The sequence below is a fragment of the Roseixanthobacter glucoisosaccharinicivorans genome, assembly GCF_043195095.2.
Lineage (GTDB): Bacteria > Pseudomonadota > Alphaproteobacteria > Rhizobiales > Xanthobacteraceae > NCEH01.
This window is the reverse complement of sequence record NZ_CM195538.1, coordinates 1,845,126-1,867,659: the sequence shown is the minus strand read 5'-3', so window position 1 is coordinate 1,867,659 and position 22,534 is coordinate 1,845,126. Positions and strand designations below refer to the sequence as shown.

The 22,534-nt window shown below is 65.6% G+C and carries 18 protein-coding genes; 10 read left to right on the top strand and 8 right to left on the bottom strand.

Going from position 1 to position 22,534, the window contains the following annotated elements:
* The first annotated feature begins 168 nt into the window (after positions 1 to 168).
* Positions 169 to 1,122, top strand: a complete 954-nt coding sequence (locus V5F78_RS08330) for an AraC family transcriptional regulator (RefSeq protein WP_394071470.1) — start codon at positions 169 to 171, stop codon at positions 1,120 to 1,122.
* Here V5F78_RS08330 and V5F78_RS08325 read toward each other — a convergent pair.
* The 3 genes from V5F78_RS08325 to ssb form a co-directional block, all read right to left on the bottom strand.
* Positions 1,043 to 1,669, bottom strand: a complete 627-nt coding sequence (locus V5F78_RS08325; RefSeq protein ID WP_394071471.1) for a LysE family translocator — start codon at positions 1,667 to 1,669, stop codon at positions 1,043 to 1,045. The two genes, V5F78_RS08330 and V5F78_RS08325, sit on opposite strands and share 80 nt — an antisense overlap.
* Positions 1,669 to 4,488, bottom strand: coding sequence for a DNA gyrase subunit A (gene gyrA / locus V5F78_RS08320; RefSeq protein ID WP_394071472.1), 2,820 nt, complete (start codon positions 4,486 to 4,488; stop codon positions 1,669 to 1,671). Before gyrA ends, V5F78_RS08325 begins: the two co-directional genes overlap by 1 nt.
* 268 nt (positions 4,489 to 4,756) lie before the next feature.
* Positions 4,757 to 5,329 (bottom strand): single-stranded DNA-binding protein, encoded by a 573-nt coding sequence (gene ssb / locus V5F78_RS08315; protein WP_394071473.1) that lies wholly within the window; start codon positions 5,327 to 5,329, stop codon positions 4,757 to 4,759.
* Positions 5,330 to 5,711: 382 nt separating this feature from the next.
* Between ssb and uvrA the strand changes: the two genes are divergently transcribed.
* The 5 genes from uvrA to V5F78_RS08290 all read left to right on the top strand — a co-directional run bounded on the left by uvrA (position 5,712) and on the right by V5F78_RS08290 (position 15,229).
* Entirely contained in the window at positions 5,712 to 8,654 is a 2,943-nt protein-coding gene (uvrA, locus tag V5F78_RS08310) for an excinuclease ABC subunit UvrA (protein ID WP_394071630.1), read from the top strand.
* Between the two features lie 333 nt (positions 8,655 to 8,987).
* Positions 8,988 to 9,149 (top strand): DUF1127 domain-containing protein, encoded by a 162-nt coding sequence (locus V5F78_RS08305; protein ID WP_394071474.1) that lies wholly within the window; start codon positions 8,988 to 8,990, stop codon positions 9,147 to 9,149.
* A 525-nt stretch (positions 9,150 to 9,674) separates the two neighbouring features.
* Positions 9,675 to 12,569, top strand: a complete 2,895-nt coding sequence (locus V5F78_RS08300; protein ID WP_394071475.1) for an autotransporter family protein — start codon at positions 9,675 to 9,677, stop codon at positions 12,567 to 12,569.
* A 131-nt stretch (positions 12,570 to 12,700) separates the two neighbouring features.
* Entirely contained in the window at positions 12,701 to 14,116 is a 1,416-nt protein-coding gene (gene trmFO / locus V5F78_RS08295) for a methylenetetrahydrofolate--tRNA-(uracil(54)-C(5))-methyltransferase (FADH(2)-oxidizing) TrmFO (RefSeq protein WP_394071476.1), read from the top strand.
* Positions 14,117 to 14,125: 9 nt separating this feature from the next.
* Positions 14,126 to 15,229, top strand: a complete 1,104-nt coding sequence (locus V5F78_RS08290; protein WP_394071477.1) for a serine/threonine protein kinase — start codon at positions 14,126 to 14,128, stop codon at positions 15,227 to 15,229.
* Here V5F78_RS08290 and V5F78_RS08285 read toward each other — a convergent pair.
* The 5 genes from V5F78_RS08285 to yajC are packed head-to-tail and all read right to left on the bottom strand — an operon-like array spanning position 15,210 to position 19,580.
* Positions 15,210 to 16,118, bottom strand: a complete 909-nt coding sequence (locus tag V5F78_RS08285; RefSeq protein WP_394071478.1) for a phytoene/squalene synthase family protein — start codon at positions 16,116 to 16,118, stop codon at positions 15,210 to 15,212. The two genes, V5F78_RS08290 and V5F78_RS08285, sit on opposite strands and share 20 nt — an antisense overlap.
* Before the next feature lie 16 nt (positions 16,119 to 16,134).
* The gene (locus tag V5F78_RS08280; RefSeq protein ID WP_394071479.1) at positions 16,135 to 16,515 is read right to left on the bottom strand and encodes an Mth938-like domain-containing protein; all 381 of its coding nucleotides are present in this window, start codon (positions 16,513 to 16,515) and stop codon (positions 16,135 to 16,137) included.
* 17 nt (positions 16,516 to 16,532) lie between these two features.
* Positions 16,533 to 17,594 (bottom strand): protein translocase subunit SecF, encoded by a 1,062-nt coding sequence (gene secF / locus V5F78_RS08275; RefSeq protein WP_394071480.1) that lies wholly within the window; start codon positions 17,592 to 17,594, stop codon positions 16,533 to 16,535.
* 13 nt (positions 17,595 to 17,607) lie between these two features.
* Positions 17,608 to 19,215 carry a protein translocase subunit SecD gene (gene secD / locus V5F78_RS08270; protein ID WP_394071481.1) on the bottom strand — a complete coding sequence of 536 codons (1,608 nt, stop codon included), beginning with the start codon at positions 19,213 to 19,215 and terminating at the stop codon, positions 17,608 to 17,610.
* A gap of 20 nt (positions 19,216 to 19,235) precedes the next feature.
* Entirely contained in the window at positions 19,236 to 19,580 is a 345-nt protein-coding gene (gene yajC / locus V5F78_RS08265; RefSeq protein ID WP_394043474.1) for a preprotein translocase subunit YajC, read from the bottom strand.
* Between the two features lie 198 nt (positions 19,581 to 19,778).
* Between yajC and cobS the strand changes: the two genes are divergently transcribed.
* Genes cobS through V5F78_RS08245 form a run of 4 tightly spaced genes read left to right on the top strand, consistent with a single transcriptional unit; the run spans position 19,779 to position 22,534 of the window.
* Positions 19,779 to 20,579 carry an adenosylcobinamide-GDP ribazoletransferase gene (gene cobS, locus V5F78_RS08260; protein WP_394071482.1) on the top strand — a complete coding sequence of 267 codons (801 nt, stop codon included), beginning with the start codon at positions 19,779 to 19,781 and terminating at the stop codon, positions 20,577 to 20,579.
* Between the two features lie 48 nt (positions 20,580 to 20,627).
* Positions 20,628 to 20,897, top strand: a complete 270-nt coding sequence (locus V5F78_RS08255; protein WP_394071483.1) for a DUF1289 domain-containing protein — start codon at positions 20,628 to 20,630, stop codon at positions 20,895 to 20,897.
* A 3-nt stretch (positions 20,898 to 20,900) separates the two neighbouring features.
* Positions 20,901 to 21,623, top strand: a complete 723-nt coding sequence (locus tag V5F78_RS08250) for a TIGR02281 family clan AA aspartic protease (RefSeq protein WP_394071484.1) — start codon at positions 20,901 to 20,903, stop codon at positions 21,621 to 21,623.
* Positions 21,623 to 22,534 carry a cation diffusion facilitator family transporter gene (locus V5F78_RS08245; RefSeq protein ID WP_394071485.1) on the top strand — a complete coding sequence of 304 codons (912 nt, stop codon included), beginning with the start codon at positions 21,623 to 21,625 and terminating at the stop codon, positions 22,532 to 22,534. Before V5F78_RS08250 ends, V5F78_RS08245 begins: the two co-directional genes overlap by 1 nt.

Genomic DNA, 22,534 nt, shown 5'->3' with positions numbered 1-22,534 from the left:
ACTTCTAGAGCCCGACCTTCCGCATCTCTTGCCGGAAGCTGTCGAAGGCTTGCCCATTTCTCCAAACCCGCTTTTCCCATGCCGCCGATAGACTATGCTTCACCCTGCCCGGCTTCGCGTGACGCGCCGCCGTGCCATGCCGCGCTGCCGGCCAGGGAAAAAGCCGCCATGACCGACGATCTGCGCGCCGCCGCCACACGCCACACGGCAGGCTTACAAGCGCCCGAGGGCCTGCTTCTGGCGGAAGCCGGAGGCATTGGCTTTGCCTGCGCCCGCGCGCCCACGCCCTATGTGCACGCCCTCTACCGGCCCCTGCTTTGCCTGGTTCTCCAAGGGGCAAAGGACGTGACCTCGGGAATGCAAACCTGGTCGTTCAAGGCGGGGGAAACGCTGATCGTGGGCACGGACCTTGCCGTATCCGGACGGGTCCGGCAGGCAAGCGCCGCGGCGCCCTATCTGGCAGTGGCACTCGACATCGACGTGCCGTTGCTGCGGGAGTTGATGAGCGACATCGCAGCGGTGTCCCCGCCGCAGCCGGCGGCCCGGGTTGCGGTTGCTGAGACTCAGGGCGCGGTGCAGGACTGCGTCGCCCGGCTGGTGCGGCTCGTCGACACGCCTGACGCGCTCGCGGTGCTGCGCCCCTCGATCCTGCGTGAACTGCATTACTGGCTGCTGCGCGGCCCCCACGGCCCCATGCTGCGGCAACTCAGCCTGCCGGACAGCCATGCGGCGCGCATCTCGCGGGCCGTGGCGCTGCTGCGCGCGGACTATGCCCGCCCGCTGCCGGTGGGACGGCTCGCCGAGGCGGCGGGCATGAGCGTCTCGTCCTTCCACGCGCATTTCAAGGCAGTGACATCCCTCTCGCCGCTCCAGTTCCAGAAGCGGCTACGCCTTGTGGAGGCGCGGCGGCGGCTGCATGGGCAAGGGGTCGCCATTGCCGACGCGGCATTCGACGTGGGCTATGAGAGCGTGTCCCACTTCACCCGCGACTACGCCCGCCTGTTCGGTGCCCCGCCCCGCAGGGACCTGGAGGCCCTTTCCCTCAGCGACGGCCCGCTGCCATCAGGATCGCGGCGCCCCCCGCCAGGATCACGGCAGATACCCGGTCCGCCAGTGCCGTAAAGCGGCCCGTGAGGGCCGCGCGGGCGCGATCGGCTGCGATGGCCCACAGCATGTCGCCCACCAAGGCGATCATCGCGAATATGGCGGCGAGCAAAGCGATCTGGGGCACGGGATCGGAAGGATTGGTGACGAATTGCGGCAGGAAGGCCGCATGGAAGAGCAGCGTTTTGGGATTGGCGAAGGCAACGGCCAGGCCGCGCGCGAAAGCGGCCCGGCCCGAGGGCGCTGTTTCCCGCGTTGCTTCCCCGGCCTTCCGCCACTGGCGAACCGCAAGCCAGACGAGATAGGCGGCGCCGGCATAGCGCACGAGATCGAAATGGCGGGCAAAAAGCTCCACCAGCCATGCAAGCCCCGCGGCGACGACGGCGAGCTGCAGCACCAGCCCCACATTGACCCCGGCGGCTGAGAGCATGCCGGCACGGCGCCCATGCTTGAGCGCCGTGGCGACGATCAGGGCCACGTTGGGCCCAGGCGTCGCCGCGAGCGCCACGCAGGCGAGCACGAACAGGGCGAGGTTTTCAGCCGAGATGAGGCCCGCGCCCGGCATCAGTCTTCACCGCCCTCCCCAGGGCCGGCCTCGTCAGACGGGCCATTGTCCTCGCCTGGCTCGGCGGAAAGGCCGGTCGCCTCCTCATCCTCGCTGATATGCTCCACCGAGACGACATGCTCGTCCGCCGCCGTGTTGAACACGATGACGCCCTGGCTGGAGCGGCCGACGATGCGGATGCCTTCCACCGGGCAGCGGATGAGCTGGCCGCCATTGGTCACCAGCATGATCTGGTCCGGATCCTTCACCGGGAAGGAGGCGACGAGCTTGCCGTTGCGCTCGTTCACCGCCATGGCGACGATGCCTTTGCCGCCGCGGCCGGTGACGCGATATTCGTAGGACGAGGTCCGCTTGCCGTAGCCGTTCTCGGACAAGGTCAGGATGAACTGTTCCAGCGCCGTCATCTGGATGCGCTTGGCTTCATCCAGCGGGCCCTCGCCCTGCGCGCCCTCGGCTCCGCTCTCTTCGGCATCGGCCTCGAGAACCGGCGGTTCCTCGCTCGCCGCGCCCGGGGCTCCGCCCAATGCGCGCCGCTCGGCGTTCGCCGCGCGCAGATAGGCCACACGCTCGTCCGGCGTTGCGTCCGAATGGTAGATGATGGCCATGGAGATGACCCGGTCTTCTCCCTCAAGCCGGATGCCGCGCACGCCCACCGAATCGCGGCCCTTGAACACGCGCACATCCGTGACTGGGAAGCGGATGCAGGCGCCGTTCGCGGTGGTGAGGAGCACGTCGTCCTGCTCCGTGCAAAGCTGGACCGAGGCGATGGCCTCGCCCACCTCCAGCTTCATGGCGATCTTGCCGTTGCGGTTCACCTGGCTGAAATCCGCCAGCTCATTGCGGCGCACCGTGCCGCCGGTGGTGGCGAACATGATCTGCCAGCGGCCGTGCTCCTCGCTCTCCTCGGGCAAAGGCACGATGGAGGTGATCCGCTCGTCCGGGTCCAGCGGCAGGATGTTGATGAGCGCCTTGCCGCGCGCCTGGGGGGCGGCCGCCGGCAGGCGCCACACCTTGAGCTTGTAGACCTGCCCCTTGGAGGAGAAGAACAGCACGGGCGCATGGGTGGAGGCGACGAACAGGCGGGTGACGAAATCCTCGTCCCGCGTCTGCATGGCCGACCGGCCCTTCCCGCCGCGCCGCTGGGCGCGATAGGTCGACAGCGGAACGCGTTTCACATAGCCGGCATGTGAAACGGTGACGACCATCTCCTCGCGCTGGATGAGATCCTCGTCGTCCAGGTCACCGAAGCCCTCGACGATCTCGGTCCGGCGCGGGGTGCCGAATTCGGCCTTGATGGCATTGAGCTCGTCGCGAACAATCTGCTGAACACGCGCGCGACTTGCGAGAATTTCGAGGTAATCGGCGATTTCGACGGCGAGTTTGTTCAGTTCGTCTGCGACCTCGTCGCGCCCCAGGGCGGTGAGGCGCTGCAGGCGCAGATCGAGGATGGCGCGCGCCTGCTCGAACGAGAGCCGATAGGTCCCGTCCGCCGCGAGCGTATGGCGCGGATCGGCGATCAGGGCGATGAGCGGGGCCATATCCTTAGCCGGCCAATCACGTCCCATGAGGGCTTCACGCGCACTGGCGGGATCGGGCGCGGCGCGAATTAAGCGAATAACTTCATCAATGTTGGCGACGGCGATGGCCAAGCCGACCAACACATGCGCGCGATCCCGCGCCTTGCGCAGCAGGAATTTTGTGCGCCGGCTTACGACCTCTTCCCGGAACGAGATGAAGGCCGTGAGCATGTCATGGAGCGTCATCACGGCAGGCCGTCCGCCGGAAAGCGCCACCATGTTGACACCGAACGACGTCTGCAGCGGCGTCATGCGGTAAAGGTTGTTCAATACCACATCGGCCTGAGAATCGCGTTTGATTTCAATGTAGACGCGCATCCCTTCGCGATCGGATTCATCGCGGATTTCGGCGATGCCCTCCAGCCGCTTTTCGCGCACCAGCTCGGCGATCTTCTCGATCATCGTCGCCTTGTTCACCTGATAGGGAATTTCGGTAATGATGATCGCTTCGCGGTCCTTGCGGACAGCCTCGATGGAGACTTTGGCCCGCATCATGATGGAGCCGCGGCCGGTCAAATAAGCCTGGCGAATCCCGGAACGGCCGAGGATCAGCGCGCCGGTGGGGAAATCCGGACCGGGCACGACATCCAGCAAAGCCTCGGGATCCAGCAAGGGATCGTCGATCAACGCCAGCACGGCGTCGATGACTTCGCCGAGATTGTGCGGAGGAATGTTGGTCGCCATGCCGACCGCGATGCCGCCGGCGCCATTTACCAGCAGGTTCGGGAACTTGGCCGGGAGGACCGAGGGTTCGCGCTCGCTGTTGTCGTAGTTTTCCTGATAGTCGACGGTGTCTTTGTCGAGATCATCCAGCAGCGCGTTGGCCACCTTCTCCAGGCGCACCTCGGTGTACCGCATGGCCGCAGGCGGATCGCCGTCCACGGAGCCGAAATTCCCTTGGCCATCAACCAGAGGCAGCCGCATCGAGAAGCGCTGCGCCATGCGCACCAGGGCGTCATAAACCGACTGGTCGCCGTGGGGATGGTATTTACCAATGACATCGCCCACCACGCGCGCCGACTTGCGATAGGACTTGTTCCACTCGTAGCCGTTCTCGTGCATGGAGAACAAAATGCGCCGATGCACCGGCTTCAGCCCGTCGCGCACGTCCGGCAGCGCCCGCGCGACAATCACGCTCATGGCGTAGTCGAGATAGGAGCGGGACAATTCTTCGGTGATGGATACGGGCCGGATGTCGGAAGGCAGGTCGCCTCCCTGTCGCGGCGTCTCGTTGTCAGCCAAAAGACGGGTCTCTCATAATGAGCTTGTAAGCTCTGTCTTTTAGCCGATTCATGCTCGCGGCGCCAGCGAAAGACCGCCGGCGCCGGTATAAATATCCTCGTTTTTACAATGCGTTACACCGGAGGCCTCAAGTCGGGCACCGCAGCGCCTCCGCCTGTACCGCCACCACGGCCCGAAACCGGACGAAATACTCCCTGCTGGGGCGTGCGTCATTGGTCGATGGGCCGCGTCGAGCCCGCCTCAACATGCGAGGGGCCGTAGATCCCGGTCAGAATGGGATTTCGTCGTCCATGTCGTCGGAAGGGCGGCTGCCGCCAGAACCCGAGCCACCAGCGCCGCCGCCGCCACCGCCACTGGACCGGCGCCCACCGGACCCGCCGCCATAGCTACCGCCGCCGCCGCCGTACGAGCCACCACCACCCATCGGGCTCGATGAGCCGAAATCGGAGCCGCCGGCATAATCATCGCCGCCGCCCTCACTGGAACCGCCGCCACGGGCGTCCAGAAGGGTCAGTTCGCCCCGGTAAGGGCGCAGAACGACCTCAGTGGTATATTGCTCGCGGCCGTCCTTCTCAAATTTTCGCGTCTCGAGCTGGCCCTCGATATAGACCTTGGAGCCCTTCTTCACGAAGCGCTCCACCACGCCGACCAGGTTTTCGTTGAGCACCGAAATGCGGTGCCATTCGGTGCGCTCCTTGCGCTCGCCCGAGGCCTTGTCGCGCCAGGTCTCGGAGGTGGCGATGGAAAAGTTCGCCACCCGACCGCCGTTCTGGAACGAGCGGATTTCCGGGTCGCGGCCCAGATTGCCGATCAGGATCACCTTGTTGACGCTGCCGGCCATCGCCCGCTCCCTGTCTTGCGTGCCGGGCGATGCCGGCTGAACCGAAGCTGCACCCTAGCGCCCCCCTTCTGCGAAGCGAGGGGCACCCGCCCCTTTTCCACCAAAAGGTCCCGAAGGCCGGCGCATGAGTACAAATGTTCTTGATCTGTTCTAGCAATCGCGCACACTGGCCGCAAGATGAGTCTGAAGGCTGCACATTCCTTTTTTCGGTTTTGCCACCTATGTTCCGTTTCCGTTCCCTACCGCAGCGCACACCGCGTCCTAAATTAACCAAGGTGGCGGGCCGGAAGGCGCCGCGCTCCGCTTGCCGGACGCCTTTGCCCTCACTGCCCCGCTTACCCTAAGCCCGAGCCTCATGACTGATCGCGCGCCCCCTCCCCGCATGCCCGCTTCGCCGTCCGATCGCCGAGACGCCCGTCTGCTTTCCGTACGCGGGGCGCGCGAGCACAATCTGAAAAACGTCGATCTGGATATCCCCCGCGACAGCTTGGTGGTGTTCACCGGCCTGTCCGGCTCGGGAAAGTCCTCGCTGGCCTTCGATACCATCTATGCGGAGGGCCAGCGGCGCTATGTGGAGAGCCTCTCGGCCTATGCCCGCCAGTTCCTGGAGATGATGCAGAAGCCGGATGTCGACCAGATCGACGGCCTCTCGCCCGCCATTTCCATCGAGCAGAAAACCACCTCCAAGAATCCGCGTTCCACGGTGGGCACGGTCACGGAGATCTACGACTATATGCGCCTGCTCTGGGCGCGCGTCGGCATTCCCTATTCGCCCGCCACGGGCCTGCCCATTGAGAGCCAGACAGTCTCCCAGATGGTCGACCGGGTGCTGGCGCTGCCGGAAGGCTCGCGGCTTTATCTGCTGGCGCCGGTGGTCCGGGGCCGCAAGGGCGAATATCGCAAGGAGCTCGCGGAGTTCCTGAAGAAGGGCTTTCAGCGCGTGAAGCTCGACGGCACGTTCCATGAGATCGCCGAGGCGCCCGCGCTCGATAAGAAATTCAAGCATGACATCGACGTGGTGGTGGATCGCCTTGTGGTGCGCGGCGATATCGCAACCCGCCTTGCCGACAGTTTCGAGACCGCGCTCGCCCTCGCCGACGGCATCGCCGTTGTGGAATTCGCCGACGAAAAGGACGCAGACGGTGCGCCGAAGCGCATCATGTTCTCGGAAAAGTTCGCCTGCCCGGTCTCTGGATTTACCATTTCGGAGATCGAGCCCCGCCTGTTCTCGTTTAACAATCCGTTCGGCGCTTGCCCGGCTTGCGACGGGCTCGGGGTCGAGCAGACCATAGATCCCGATCTGGTGGTGCCGGACAAATCCCGCACCCTGAAGCAGGGCGCCATCGCGCCTTGGGCGAAATCCACCTCGCCATATTACGGGCAGACGCTGGATGCGCTCGCCAAGCACTACAAATTCAAGCTCACGGTGCCATTCGCCGATCTGCCGGAGAAAGCGCGCGACGTGATCCTCTATGGGTCCGGCGACGAGCAGATCGCCTTCGCCTATGACGACGGCCTGCGGGCCTATGAGACTCACAAGAGCTTCGAAGGCATCGTGCGCAATCTCGACCGGCGCTGGAAGGAAACCGAAAGCGACTGGGCGCGGGAGGAGATTTCGAAATATTTCTCCACCGTGCCCTGCGCGGTCTGCCACGGCTATCGGCTTAAGCCAGAGGCTTTGGCGGTGAAGGTGGGTGGCATGCACGCTGGCGAGGCCGGTGCGCTCTCCGTGCGCGCGGCGAGCGCCTGGTTCGAGGCCCTGCCTTCTGTGCTGACCGCGAAGCAGAACGAGATCGCGGTGCGCATCCTCAAGGAGATCCGCGACCGGCTGCGCTTCCTGATGGACGTGGGGCTGGAATATCTCACCCTCGCCCGCTCCTCCGGCACGCTTTCCGGCGGCGAGAGCCAGCGCATTCGCCTGGCCTCGCAGATCGGGTCGGGTCTTTCCGGCGTCCTCTATGTGCTGGATGAGCCATCCATCGGCCTGCACCAGCGCGACAACGCGCGCTTGCTCGAGACGCTGAAGCGCCTGCGGGAACTGGGCAATACCGTGATCGTGGTGGAGCACGACGAGGATGCCATCCTCGCTGCCGATTATGTCGTCGACGTCGGCCCCGGCGCCGGCGTGCACGGCGGGCGCATCGTCTCTCAGGGGACGCCAGCACAGGTCATGGCTGACCCCAATTCGCTGACTGGCCAATATCTTACCGGCGCCCTGGCCGTAGGCGTCCCGACGCGCCGTCAGCCGAACCCGCGCAAGATGCTGGCCGTGAGCGGCGCGCGCGGCAACAATCTGAAGAACGTGCGGGCGGAAATTCCGCTCGGCCTGTTCACCTGCGTGACCGGCGTTTCGGGCGGGGGAAAATCCACGCTGCTCATCGACACCTTATATAAGGCGGTGGCCCGGCGGCTGAACAATGCGAGCGAGGCGCCGGCTCCCTACGACAAGCTGGAGGGGTTGGAGCATCTCGACAAGGTCATCGACATCGACCAGTCGCCCATCGGCCGTACGCCGCGTTCCAATCCCGCAACCTACACCGGCGCCTTCACGCCCATGCGCGAATGGTTCTCCGGCCTGCCGGAGGCCAAGGCGCGCGGCTATGGACCGGGCCGTTTCTCCTTCAACGTCAAGGGCGGGCGCTGCGAAGCCTGCCAGGGCGACGGCGTCATCAAGATCGAGATGCATTTCCTCCCGGACGTCTATGTCACTTGCGATGTCTGCAAGGGAAAACGCTACAATCGCGAGACGCTTGAGGTCACCTTCAAGGAAAAATCTATCGCCGACGTGCTCGACATGACGGTCGACGAGGGCGCCGATTTCTTCAAGGCGGTGCCCAGCGTGCGCGAGAAGCTGGAAACGCTCTCGCGGGTTGGGCTCGGCTATATCAAGGTCGGCCAGCAGGCCAATACGCTTTCGGGCGGTGAAGCCCAGCGGGTGAAGCTGGCCAAGGAATTGTCCAAACGCGCGACCGGCCGCACGCTCTATATCCTGGACGAGCCGACCACCGGCCTGCATTTCCACGACGTGGCCAAGCTCCTGGAGGTGCTCCATGAATTGGTGGAGCAAGGCAACACCGTGGCGGTGATCGAGCATAATCTCGAAGTCATCAAGACCGCCGACTGGGTGATCGACATCGGCCCGGAGGGGGGAGACGGCGGCGGTGAAATCGTCGCGGTGGGTCCGCCGGAGGAGATCGCCCGGTCAAAGCGCTCCCACACTGGCGCCTTCCTCGCGGAGGTGCTCGCGCGACGTCCCATGAAATCCAAGGTTCCCGCCCTGCCGCCCAAGGTCAGGCGCGGCCGGCGCCAGGCGGCAGCGGAATAAGTCAGCCCCGCTTCTCTCCGGCCCGACCAGGGTTTCACACGTGCCTCCGGCGCATGATGCAGTGCAATGGATGGGGGCTGCTGGAAGCGCCTGACCCCTCGGCGCCCTCCGCCCCGGGGTCGATCGCCGCGAGCCGGAGGCCGCGAAAAGCCTTCGGGTTGGGCAGTTCCGAGCCGACGGCGCTGCCACAAAAGTTATCAGCTGGTATAAATTATATGCGATTGCCGCAATGCTGCGTTGCGGCAACATGCATTGGCTATGGCTCCGAACAGGCTTATCTCTTCCCCAACGATGCGGGGCGCGAAAGCGCAGGCCGCACAAAGGAGAGAAATCATGTTGCTTTGGGGTCTTCTTGCCCGCCAGGTGCGCCGTTGGCAGGCTTATAATCGCACGGTTGCCGAACTGTCCCAGCTCGATGACCGCGCTCTCGGCGACATCAATGTCAGCCGTTCGGAAATCCGGTCGATCGCGCGTCAGGCGTCCCTCGCCGCCTGAATGGCATGCGGGTCGCCAGCATGGCGGCACGCGAGATGAAAAATGTCCTGGCCCCGACGGCGCCGATGCTTCCAGGCACCGGGCCGCGAGGCTGGTTTCGGGAGTGCGGTCCGCGACCCTCCCGACCCTGGCGCTTCGCCAACCTCTGCTTTTTCCCAATTTGAATCCCGGCTCCCGATGCGGCGTCTTGCCTGCCAGCGCTGATGCGCTCGGATACAGATGCAGTTTGACGTTAGGTCAGAACAGAAGACCTTAGCCGTTGCAATTGTTGAATAAAATTGCGGACGAAGGTCTGGTGTTTCCTTGCGGAGGTTCTATAGTCCCGCCCAGCGTTTGCTTGGGGGCTTCGCGATGGCGTCGGTGTGGGACTCGAATTCTCGCCTTCTCTGTATTTTGGCCGCGGGTGTTGGCCTATCTTCCGGAGGGACTGCCGCGCTCGCGCAAACCCCTTCCTGGAATCTGTATCAGCAATACAGCGACTCCTATTTCATTCCCTTCGCCCAGCCCCATCCGGATTCCGGCTTCGTGGGGACTCAGCCGAGCTATGATTCTCCGAAGGCCGGCATCTTCGTCTCGGCCGCCATCGGCGACAGCGCCCCGCTGGTGTTTCAGCTCGACACGGGCTCGCAGGGCATGGTGGTGCCCCAGTATCTGATCCCGAACTTCCAGCAATCGCCCAACCAGCAGAAGATCCTTTATTCTTCCAGCGGCAATTACTCGATCGGCACCTGGACCACGGTTCAAGTGCGGTTCCCCGGCAGCCATGATGCCAACGGCAACGAGGCCGTGGCGACGATACCGGTGCTGGTGGAATCAGCCTCCTACACGGTGGTGGATGGAAGATCGGTGAGAACCGATTGCTCGGTGCCCGGCGCCGCCTGCACCACATTGATGGGCGTGGGCTATGGTCGCCCCGATTCCGGCTGGGGGCCGGATTATCTGCCCTCGCTCGTCAATAATCCGCTGCTGCATCTCGCCGGCATGGACGAAGGCACGGTTCGCGCCGGCTATGTGATCACCCCGCAAGGCATTCAAGCTGGCCTGACCGCGCAGAATGCCGGCTCCGGCTTTTCCTATGTGAAGCTTGTGCAGGATACCCCGGCGGGTCAGGCGGGCGTGAATTGGCAGACCGCGCCGGGAACGGTGGTGGTGGACGGCACGAAGGTCACCCATGTCGACAGCGTGCTGATGGATACCGGCATTTCCTATCTATGGTCCGACCTTGGCAAGAACGCCGCGGACAATTCCGTGGCTTGCGCCGCCAATCCCGATTTTTCGTGTGCTCCCAGGGGCACCGAGGTGACCGTCTATATCGGCGGCAACACCAACGTCGGTTACTCCTACAAAGTCGATGGCGACGACAACAATACAGCTGCCCCCTGGTACTCCCGGATCAACGAAAGCGACCTCGCAAATACCGGAATTCATCCCTTCTCGCAGTTCGAATATATGTTCGATGCCGTGGGCGGCTATGAAGGGCTCAAAGCCATCAATCCGGATACTGCGGGGGTCTATTTCTCGCCCTATCTCTCGACAATGGGCTCCTTCGCCGTGCCCGGCGGATTTTCCACGAACCTGCCGGTCTATGTGCGAGGCGATACGCAGATGTCGGCGGGGGGCTTGGCGACGCTGTTCGGCTCCATCGGCGGCCCGGGCGCCTTGGTCTTTACCGGAAACGGATTCATTTCGGTGCTGGGAGAGGTGAACCTGCCGGCCGGCATTACGGTGAGCAGCGGCACGGTCTCCTTCTCCAATACCGTCACGGCCTCCCTCTCCATCGCCCAAGGCGCATGGGTGCTGGACGCGGCCAACATCGTCGGCAATGTCGCCAACGCCGGCGTTCTGATGCATGACGGCACCCTCTTCGGAAGCCTGACCAACAGCGGCTTCGTGGGCGGAAACGGCACTGTGAACGGCACGCTGGTGAATTCCGGCGTCCTCAGCCCCGGTCATTCCATCGGCCTGCTGACGGTGAACGGCGATCTCGCCTTCTCCCAACAAGGGAGCTATCGCGCCGAGATCGGGGCGAACAGCAGCGATCTCATTGTCGTCAGCGGAACGGCGACGCTGAATGGCGCGCAGCTCGATCTGGTGCCGGTGGCCGGCTATGTGCCCACCCTTGGGCAAAGCTTCACCGTGCTGACCGCCGCCGGCGGCATCACGGGCAATTTCACGGTCAACACCAGCGCATTCGGCACGGCGGCTGCGCTCTATCCCTTCCTCTCGCCGAGCGTCGATACGGCGGGCACTCAGGCGACCGTAAGCTTGGCGCGCAGCGGGGTCCCCTTCTCGGTCTTCGCGACCACGGCGAACACATGGGCGGTCGCGACGGCGGCCGATACGCTCGCGCCCGGCGCGCCGCTCACCTCGGTGCTGGCGAGCCTACAGGCCACGACGGCGCCGGCCGCCTATGCCTCTCTGTCCGGCGAGGTCTATGCCTCGGTGCAGAGCGTCCTCATGATGCAGTCCACCTATGTGCGTGACGCCGTGGGCGCGCGCTTGCGCCAAGCCGCCGCGCCCGGCCTTGCGGCCGCAGGCGCGCCTCGCACCATCGAGGTGGACCCGCAAGGCACCGCGTTGTGGGGCCAGGGCTACGGCGGCTGGGGGAATTTCTCAGCCGCCCCGGGTACAAGCTCGGTCAGCGATTCCATTGGCGGGTTCCTGATGGGCCTTGACGGTACGCTGTCCGATTGGCGTATCGGCGTTGCCGCCGGCTTCGGCCAGTCGAGCTTCAATTTGGGAAATTCCACTTCCAACGGCACAAGCGACAATTACGATTTTGCCCTCTACGCCGGCCGCAGCTTCCCCATGGCGGGCGCCGGTGCGCTCGCCGTGCGGTTGGGCGCGGCTTATTCCTGGCACGACATTTCCGTGGATCGCACGGTGGCGCTGCCGGGCTTCGCGCAGGCTTATAGCCCGGGCTATTCCGGGCAGACGGGCCAGGTGTTTGGCGAGCTGGGGTATCAGATGCAGGGCATGGCCGGGAACCTGCCCGCCAGCATCGAGCCGTTCGCCGGCCTCACCTATGCGAGCCTTTCGACCGACAGCTTCTCCGAGGGGCTGGGGGCTGCGGCGCTCACGGCCCAATCCGGCACGTTCGACACGCTGAGCACGAGCCTCGGCGTGCGTGCCGCACTGGTGCTTCCGGCACCCGGGCTCGCGCCCATGACGCTTTCGGGAACGCTCGGATGGCAGCATGCCTATGGCTATCTCGCGCCAACCGCGACCCTTGCCTTCTCCTCCGGCTCCCTGCCGTTCACCGTTTCCGGCGCCCCGCTCGCGCGCGACGCCCTGCTGGTGGGCGCGGGGCTGTCCGCGAAGATGGGAGAGAGCATGGCGTTCGGCATCTTCTATTCCGGCCAGCTCGCCTCGGACGTAAGCGAGAACGCGGTGAAGGGCAGCCTGACCTGGACCTTCTGATACCGGCCTTCTGACCGGGACAATCTGGTCGCAGACCTTGAAGCGGCGGCCGTGATCGGGCATTGAGCCAGATCGGTTTTTCGGGCGCGCTTCCGGCGGCCCCGCGCCGGGCTTTATGCCCGGCTTCAGGAATGCTCATGAGTGATGTAAGCGCGGTGCATGTGATCGGTGGCGGCCTTGCCGGCTCGGAGGCCACCTGGCAATTGGCAACCCGCGGCGTACCGGTGGTGCTGCACGAAATGCGTCCGGTCCGCACGACGGAAGCCCATCACACCGAGGCACTGGCGGAACTGGTGTGTTCCAATTCCTTCCGGTCCGACGATCCTAAGGGCAATGCCGTCGGCGTCCTCCATGCGGAGATGCGCCGCGCCGGCTCGCTGATTCTCCAATGCGCGGACGCCAACCAGGTGCCCGCGGGGGGTGCGCTCGCCGTGGACCGCGTCGGTTTTGCGGAGGCCGTGACGGCGGCGCTCGAATCCCATCCGCTGGTGGAGATCCGCCGCGAGGAGATAGCCGGCCTGCCGCCGGCGGAGTGGGACAAGGTGATCATCGCCACCGGTCCCCTGACCTCGCCGGCACTGGCACAATCGGTGCTGGAGCTGACGGGCGAGACCGCCCTCGCCTTCTTCGATGCGATCGCACCGATCGTTCATTTCGACAGTATCGACATGAGCAAGGCCTGGTTCCAGTCGCGCTACGACAAGGTTGGCCCCGGCGGCACCGGCGCGGACTATATCAATTGCCCGCTCGACAAGGACCAATACGAGGCGTTCATCGACGCCCTCTTGGCCGGAGAAAAGGCGCCATTGCGCGATTTCGAAGCCAAGACGCCCTATTTCGACGGCTGTCTGCCCATCGAGGTGATGGCGGAACGTGGGCGCGAGACCCTGCGCTTCGGCCCGCTGAAGCCGGTCGGCCTGACCAATCCCAATGCGCCGGATGTGAAGGCCCATGCCATCATCCAGCTGCGCCAAGATAATAAGCTCGGCACGCTCTATAATATGGTGGGCTTCCAGACCAAGCTGAAGCATGGCGAGCAGGTGCGGGTGTTCCGCACCATTCCCGGCTTGGAGAATGCCGAGTTCGCCCGTCTGGGCGGCCTGCACCGCAACACCTATCTCAATTCGCCGCGCCTGCTGGACGAGACGTTGCGCCTGAAGGCCGATCCGCGCCTGCGCTTCGCCGGTCAGATCACCGGTTGCGAAGGCTATGTGGAAAGCGCGGCCGTCGGCCTTCTCGCGGGGCGCTTTGCCGCAGCCGAGCGGCGGGGGGAGGCATTGAGCCTGCCGCCGCTCACCACCGCCCACGGCGCTTTGCTCGCCCATATCACTGGCGGCCATATCGAAACCATTGACGCCGGGCCGCGCTCGTTCCAGCCCATGAACATCAATTTCGGCCTGTTTCCGCCGCTTGAGATCAATCCCAAGGGGGAGGACGAAAAGCGCCTGCGGGGCACGGAGAAGACGCTGGCGAAAAAGCACGCCATCGCCGCGCGCGCGCTCGCGGACCTGGATGCCTGGCTCGACAGCCCGGCCGAGGCGGCTTAAGAGGCCCACATGCCCAGGCACCTGCGCCCCTTTACCCCGGTCGAGCACAATGCTGACCTCGCCCGCTTCACCGTGGATACCGTGCTCAAGCGCGATGTATTCTCGACCGTCGAACGCGGGACCTGGGTCGACCAGGTCGGTGGTGAGCATCCCGCGGTTCTGCGTCGGTGGAATGCGGTGTCGCCCTGGTTCTTTCCGATCGCGGCGCGCCTTGCCGCCGGCGAGGTGAAAGCCCTGGAGCGCGTGAGCGCCACGGGGGTCACCACGCCGCTGTTGGCGGTGGGACATCGCTTCCTGGTGCGCGGATGGATCGAGGGGGCACCGCTGCAGATTGCGCGGCCCTATGGCGATCTCGGCTTCTTCCGGTCGGCCAAGGCCGCCCTGCGCACCCTGCATGCCGCAGGCTTTGCCCATAACGATCTCGCCAAGCAGCAGAATTGGTTGCGTGGCGCGGATGGCGAAGCCTGGCTGATGGATTTTCAGCTGGCGCTGCCCATATCCCGGCGCTCGCGGCTGGGCCGTATCCTCGCCTATGAGGATGTGCGTCACCTGCTCAAGCACAAGCGCACCTATTGCCCCGATGCGCTCACCCCCCGCGAACGCAAGATGCTGGCCACGAAGAGCGGCTTCGCCCGCGTGTGGATGGCCACCGGCAAGCGCGTTTACCGCTTCGTCACGCGCCGGCTCATGTCCTATTCGGACACGGAGGGCCGGGGTCCCCGGGTGACGCAGGTGGGGCCGCGTATCGCCGAGGCTCTGCTCGCCCATCCGGCGGTGAGCGACGTGCATATGGCGGATTTCCAGACACTCGGCGGCAAGGTCGGCCTTTATGCCTTTGTGGAAACGCGCGACGATCTGACCGCCGATGCCTTGCGCACCCATCTGGCCACAGCCTTGCCGGATCGGCCGCACCTCGACCATCTGCAGCTCGTGCCACAGCTTCCGCGCGACGCGAATGGCGTGGTGCGGGACGATCTCCTGCTGCTGGTGGCTCGCAACCAGATCGAGATGCTGGAGAGCCTCTCCGGCTCGCAGGTCACGCGCGAGCTGGTGGATGAGATCGCGCGCGGGCGGCTCAACCTGACCGACCGGATCACGCGGCCGGCAGCGTGATCCAATCGCGGCCGGCGCGCGCCTTGGCGGCCGCGCGCCAAAGCGTCCAGGCCCGCACAAAGGGCGCCAGACCGACGATGCGGGTGAAAGGATCGCTGGCCCGCGCCAGAGCCTTCAAATCCCCGGGGACCAGGGCCAGCGGCAGAAACGCGGGCACCGCCTGCGCCGGAACGCGCGTCAAGGCCGCCTGCGCCGCTTTCACGTGGTGGGTCGCGCGGGCGCGCAATTCACCCAGCGCGGCTGCAAGCCCGGGACCTGCGTTGCGCTTCACCACATCCTCGCGCGTCAGGCCGTGGCGCTGAAGAATGTCGAGTGGAAGGAAGCACTGGCCGCGCCCGGCGTGCAGCGGCAGCGCCCGCATCAGGCCGGTCAGCGCGATCGCCACCCCCGCATGGCCGGCGGCATCCGCGAGAGCGGGATCGGCGCGCCCCAGGAGGATCGTCGCCCCGAGCTGGATCAGCACCGACGAGGTCTCGCCCGCATAGCCCTCCAGATCATTGAGGGTGGGCATGGCGTCGTCGTAAAGATCGAAGGTGCGGGCATCAATCAGGTTCAGCAATGCGCCACGCGGCAGGTCGCAGGCGGCAATGGTATCGAGCATGGCGGCCGCCACCGGATGGCCGGAAACATCGCCGCGCCCCAGGCCCTCGATGATTTCGCGCCACCATTGCAGGCGCATTTCGCCGGGAAGCGCCTCGCGCACCACCTCACGCACCCGCGCCACTTCCAGGTTGAAGGCATAAAGCGCCATCAGGTGGCGGCGGGGCGACGCGGCGGCAAACAGGGCGGCGAGAAATCGGTCGCGATCATGGGTGCGGATGAGATCGGCGCAATGGGAATAGGCGGTTTCCAGATCGGGCGCACCGGATGCGCCGGCTTCCTCGCTCATGACGCGCCTCTCGGTCTCAGAATGCGATCAGCGCCGCGCCCACGCGCCGGCCTTCGGCCAGCAATACATTATAGGTCGAGGCAGCGGCGGGCGTCGGCATCAGTTCGAAGCGCAGATGCGCCGCACGCAGCCGCTCCTTCAGCCGCTCCGGCAGATGCGCCGGATCGCGGCCGGTACCCAGGAACAGCAGTTCAAAGTCCTTGGCTTCGGCGATGATCGGCGCCAGGGCCGCGGCGTCAAGCGCCGAGAAGGTCTCGACCGGCCACGGCCGGATCCCGGACGGCAATGCCAGGATCGAGCCGGAATGGGACATGCCGGAAAAATGGAAGAACCGGTCCCCATAGCCGTCGATGGGAACCTGGCGGGGCAGGAACGCCTCGGTCTTCTGCTCCGCCATCTGCTCCGTCTCGCCTGTTACTTGCGCGGCTTGCCGCGCCCGCGCGCACGGCTCGCCGAGGGAGCGGGCGCAGGCTTCGACGCTTCGGGGGCGGCGGGCAAGATCTCCGCTTCCTCCGGCAGGGGCGCCATCACGTCATCGACGCGGGCGGCGATGCCTTGCGGCTTCTTCTCGCCCTCCACCGCGCTCGGGCGCAAGCCGAGGTGAATCAGCATCGGCGCCGCCACGAAGATGGTGGAATAGGTGCCGACGATGATGCCGACCGCCATGGCAAGCGAGAAGCCGCGCAGCACTTCGCCGCCGAAGAAATAGAGCGCCAGCGTCGCCAGGAAGGTGGTGAGGGAAACGATGATGGTCCGCGAGAAGGTCGCGTTCACCGAGAGGTCCAGCATCTCCGGCAGAGGGATGCGCTTATAGCGGCGCAGCATCTCGCGGATACGGTCGTACACCACCACCGTATCGTTGAGCGAATAGCCCATGATGGTGAGGATGGCGGCGATCGAGGTGAGGTCGAAATCAATGCCCAGGATCGAATAGATCGCCAGCGTCACGAAGATATCGTGTGCGGTGGTGGCGATGGCGCCCACCGCGAACTGCCATTCGAAACGGAACCACAGATAGACCAGCACCGCCACCGCGCCCAGCAGCAGCGCGATGATGGACTGGCGCACCAATTCCGCCGACACGCTCGGGCCGACCGTTTCCACGCGGCGGATGGTGTAGTCCGTGCCGAGGGCGGAAGAGATCTTCCCGACGATCGCCTGTTGGGCGGCGTCCGAGGTGCCGGCCTCACCCACGCGGATCAGCACGTCGCGAGGGGAGCCGAATTCCTGGATCTGGACGTCGCCCAGTTCAAGGTCGCCGAGATGTTCGCGCAGGCCGGAAATGTCGGCCGACGCCTGGCTGGTCTGCGCCTCCACCAACGTACCGCCCCGGAAATCAATGCCGAGGTTGAAGCCGAAGGTGGCGAAGCACACGAGAGCCAGCACCATCGCCGCCGCCGAAAGCGGAAAGGTGAAATGGCGCAGGCGCATGAAACCGATGTGGGTCTGCGCCGGGATGTAATCGATCAAAGGCATTTACGGCGCACCTTCAGATGGGCAGCTTCGCCGGGCGCTGCCATTTCACCCACCATGCGATCATGAGCCGGGTGAGGGTGTAAGCAGTGAACACGGTGGTCAGAAGGCCAAGGATATAGGTGACGGCGAAGCCGCGCACCGGGCCCGAGCCGCCCAGCAGGAACAGGATGGAGCCCGTGGCAAGGGAGGTCACGTTGGCGTCCATGATGGTGCCGAGCGCGTGGGTAAAGCCCTTGTCGATGGCGGCGATGGCGGATCGGCCCTCGCGGGCCTCGTCGCGGATACGCTCGAAGATCACGACGTTGGAATCCACCGCCATGCCGATTGTCAGCACCACGCCGGCGATGCCCGGCAAGGTCAGGGTGGCGCCCAGCACCGACTGGAGCGCGAACATCAAGGTGACGTGCACCGCCAGCGCCACCAGGGCAAAGATGCCAAACAGGCCGTAGACGGCGACCATGAACACCGCCACGAGCCCGGCGGCGACGAAGGCAGCAAGCTTGCCGGCCTCGATCGAATCCTGTCCGAGGCTCGGCCCCACGGTGCGCTCCTCGACGACCTTCAGCGGCGCCGGCAGCGCGCCGGCCCGCAACAGGATGGCGAGGTCGTTGGCCTGCTGGACGGTGAAGGATCCCGAAATCTGGCCCGACCCGCCGAGGATCGGCTCGTTGATGCGGGGCGCAGAAATCACCTGATTGTCGAGGACGATGGCGAAAGGCTGTCCCACGGCCGCCTGGGTGGTTGCGGCAAAACGGCGGGCGCCATTGGAATTGAAGCGGAAGGTCACGATGGGCTGGCGCGTGTTCTGGTCGAAGCCGGGCTGGGCATCCACCAGATCCTCACCCGAAACCCGAACCTGCTTCTCGACCAGATAGGGAATGCCATCCTGCCCCTGGAGCACTTCGGAATCCGGCGGCGCGCGGCCTTCCAGCGCCTGCTGGGGCGACATGGACTGGTCCACCATGCGGAACGACAGCTTGGCGGTCTGTCCGAGCAGGGCCTTCAGGCGTTGCGGGTCCTGCAGGCCGGGCACCTGCACCAGAATGCGGTCCGCACCCTGGCGCTGGATGTTCGGCTCCACCGTGCCGAGCTGGTCGATACGGCGGCGGATGATTTCGATCGACTGATCGACCGCCGAGCGAATGCGGGCGGTGAGGCCGGCGTCCGTCAGCGTGACGGTAACGGCCCCTTCGCTCGCACTGGCGACCGTCAGGTCCATTTCGCCAGAGCTGCCGCCGAGCAGGCTGTTGGTGATGGGCGCCGCGAGCTTGCGCAGCTCCGCCACCGCCTTGGTCGTGTCGTTGGGATCACGCAGACGCAGCTGGATCGCGGTGTCGCGGATCGTCAGCCCGCTATAGCCGATGCGCTGCTCGCGCAGCACATTGCGAACCTCGTCCCGAATCTGCTCGGCGCGCTCCTTGCGCAGGGCCGCGCCGTCCACCTCCAGGAGGATGTGCGAGCCGCCCTGAAGATCAAGGCCGAGCGTCACGCGGCTCGACGCGAGCCACGACGGCAGCACCGCCAGGGCAGCGGGCGGAAGCAGATTGGGGAGGGCGAACAGAATACCGATCGCCGTGATGACGAGAATCGCCGTCGTCTTTAGCCGGGAAAAGTGCAGCATCGTCTTGCGATTCTACGGCCTCAGGAGGCCGCCTCATCCTTTGCGGGTTCGGCCTTGGACCGCACGACCGTGATCTGCGAGCGCAATTGGCGCACCTTCACATTGTCGGCGATCTGCAACTCGACCTCGGCCTCGTCGACCACACGCGCAACCTTGCCGACCAAACCACCTGCCGTGACCACCACGTCGCCGCGGCGCAGGGAGTTCACCATTTCCTGATGCGCCTTGGCGCGCTTCTGCTGGGGACGCAGGATCAGGAAGTACATGACCACGAAGATCAACAGGAACGGGGCAAGCTGAATGAGCATGTCGGTCCCGCCGCCGGCGGCCGTGGCGCCCTGGGCGAAAGCGGGCGTAATGAACATGTGCATCCTCGTTCTATCTGAAGAAAGGCCAGGCCGCGCGCAGATGGCACAAGGCCGGGCGAAGCGGCGGGACTATACCGGCGGAGCCGCCGAATGCAAACGCGACGCGCCAGCTTGTGCGCAGCTGCTTGACCCAAAGCGCAAATAAGGGTCCCAAAGAGCGGCCGCCGAGCTGCGCGGCCGTACCGGATCCGGCGCATGACCCGCAATCGCCTCATCGAGGACCTGTTCGTCGCCCTGCGCTTCTTCTCGCGCCTTCCGGTGCCGGTCCGGAATGGGGAGGATACGCCTTTCGGGGCGCCCCCCCTCGCACGCATTGCCTATGCGATTCCCCTCGCCGGTGCGGCCATCAGCCTGTTCGGAGCCTTGGTGCTGTTGCTGGCAACGGCCCTCGGCTTTCCGCCCTTTCTGGCCGCGTGCCTCTCCATCGCCACTCTGGTGCTGGCCACCGGCGCCTTCCACGAGGATGGGCTCGCCGACACCGCCGACGGATTCGGCGGGGGACGCGACAAGGCACGACGGCTTGAAATCATGCGCGACAGCCGCATCGGCAGCTATGGCGCGTGCGCGCTTGCTCTCTCACTTTTGATCAGGGTGGCAAGCCTCGAGGCGCTGCTGGTGCTCGGCGGGCCGGTGCGCGCCGTGCTTGCGCTGGTCGCGGCCGGCGCGGCCTCGCGGGCGGCGGGAATTGTTCTGCTTCAGGTTCTGCCCGCCGCCCGCTCGGACGGTGCTTCGGCGGGTGCGGGACAGCCGGGCGCCGATGCCGCGATGGCTTGCGCGCTCATGGCCGCGCTCGTCGTGGCGGTGCTTCTGGTGCCGAGCTTCGGCGTGGGCGCCACCTTTGCAGGGCTGATCGCCCCGGCACTGGCAGGGCTCGCCATGGCGCGACTTTCCGCGCGCCTGATTGGCGGACAGACGGGGGATGTCGCCGGTGCCACCCAGCAGGTCGCGGAGATTGCCTTCCTGCTGGCGGTGCTTATGTTCGCGAAAGCCGTTTGAGGCATCCGCCACCCGGTTGAGCGGCCCGCAACGGCCCGAAGAGCGCAGATGAGCGACGCCAAATCCGTTTTCCCCTCCCCCTCGACCTCCCCCTTTCCTGGCGGACGTTCTGTCGCATCACAGGCGATCGCAACGCCATGCGTGAAGATCTGCCAGGTTGATCCCGTATCCAGCCTGTGCCTGGGATGCGGGCGGACGACGCAGGAGATCGGCGCCTGGACCTCCATGTCCGCCGAACGACGCACCGCTGTGATGGACCAGTTGCCGGCACGCCTGGAAAACCTGCGCCGGCAACGCCCCGAAGCCTTTGCGGATTAAGACATGCGCGGCGACCGTCTTCTGTGGATTCTGCTGCTGGGCCTGTTCGGCGGCGTGATCGTGCTTGCCGTCCATCATGAGCAGGGCGAGGTGGCGGGGCTCGACCTGAGCCAGTTCGCGAGCCTGATTTCGAAATTCGCGATTCTCATCTTCGTCGGCGCGGTGGCGTGGTCGATGTTCCGCGGCCGCATCGGCGAAGCGCTGTTGGCGGCTCTGTTCTGGGTGATCGTCGCCGTGGTTCTGGCCATGGGCTACACCTATCGCGACCCGCTGCGGCAGGTGGCCGACAAGGTGTTGGTGCAGCTCATTCCGGGCTATGTGGGCGGTGGCGGTGGCCCGACCGCGACGGTGGAGATCGCGCGGGGCGCCGATGGGGATTTCGCTGTCCGAGCCGCGATCAACGATGCGCCGGTGCACATGCTGGTGGATACCGGAGCCTCCTCCGTGGTGCTCACGCTGGAAGCCGCCCGCTCCGCCGGCCTTCCGGTGGACTTCCTGAAATATGACGTGCCGGTGGATACCGCGAACGGGCGAACCAAGGCGGCCTCGGTGGTGCTCGACAAGATCACCATCGGCACCATCGTCGAACGGCGGGTGCCGGCGCTCGTCTCTCCGGCCGGGGTGCTGCGGACCAGCTTGCTCGGCATGAGCTTTCTGCAAAGGCTCGACAGTTTCGAGATTCGCGGCGAGAAACTCGTAATGCGTGGGCCGCTGGCGGGCCGCTGATGGAAGCGCTTTCCCGCCCTCGCCAGCCCAGCGCGCCCGAGCGCGACGCCGAGCGCGCGATCCTCATCGCGATCCTGCTCGATCTAAGCCTTGCCGTACCTTACGGGATCGCCACCCTGGTGATCGGCTCCCTGTCCATGCTGTCGGAGATGTTGCGCGGCGCCTTGCTTCTGGTGGTTGCCATCGCCTCGCTCCAGACCCTGCGCAACCTGCATCGCGGCCGGGTCTCCGCCTATGAGTACGGAATCGGCAAGGTCGAGCGCGGGCTGGGCTTCTTGATCGGCGTCCTGCTGGTGCTGGCTGCTGGTTTCATCGTCAGCCGCGCCTTCACTGAAGGCGGCGGAGAGCCCAAGGACGATTTCTGGGCGGCGGCCGCCATCGTGCTCGTCGGCTATAATTTCCTGGTAAACGCGGGTCCCATCGCGCCCTTATGGAAGGCGAGCCGAGCCGGCGGCTCCATGATCGTCCAGGCCCAGCTGCGCGCGCATGTCGCAAAGGCCGTGGCCTCCGCGCCAGTGGTGCTGTGCGTCGTCATCGACGCGCTCTCGTCCAATCCCGACATCGCGCGGATGGCCGATACCATCGGCGGGCTGATCGGCGCCGGCTTCATGGCGGTGGTGGGAGCGTCCATGGTGCGCGAGGCGCTGCCCGACCTTCTGGACCGTTCTCTTGCCGAACCGATCCAGCAGAAGGTCAACCGAGCGCTCGCGGTCTTCTTCGACGATTACGATGCCCTGCTGGGCGTCCGGACGCGCCGCTCAGGCCGCGTCGCCCATGTGGAGATCACCGTCGGCTTTGCGGCGAAGCGGTCCATGGGCGAGGTGTCCGACGTTCTCGGCCGGATGGAGCGCCAGCTCAAGCGCGACATTCCCGACATCGACGCGGTGCTGATCGCCCGCGCCCTGCCGTAA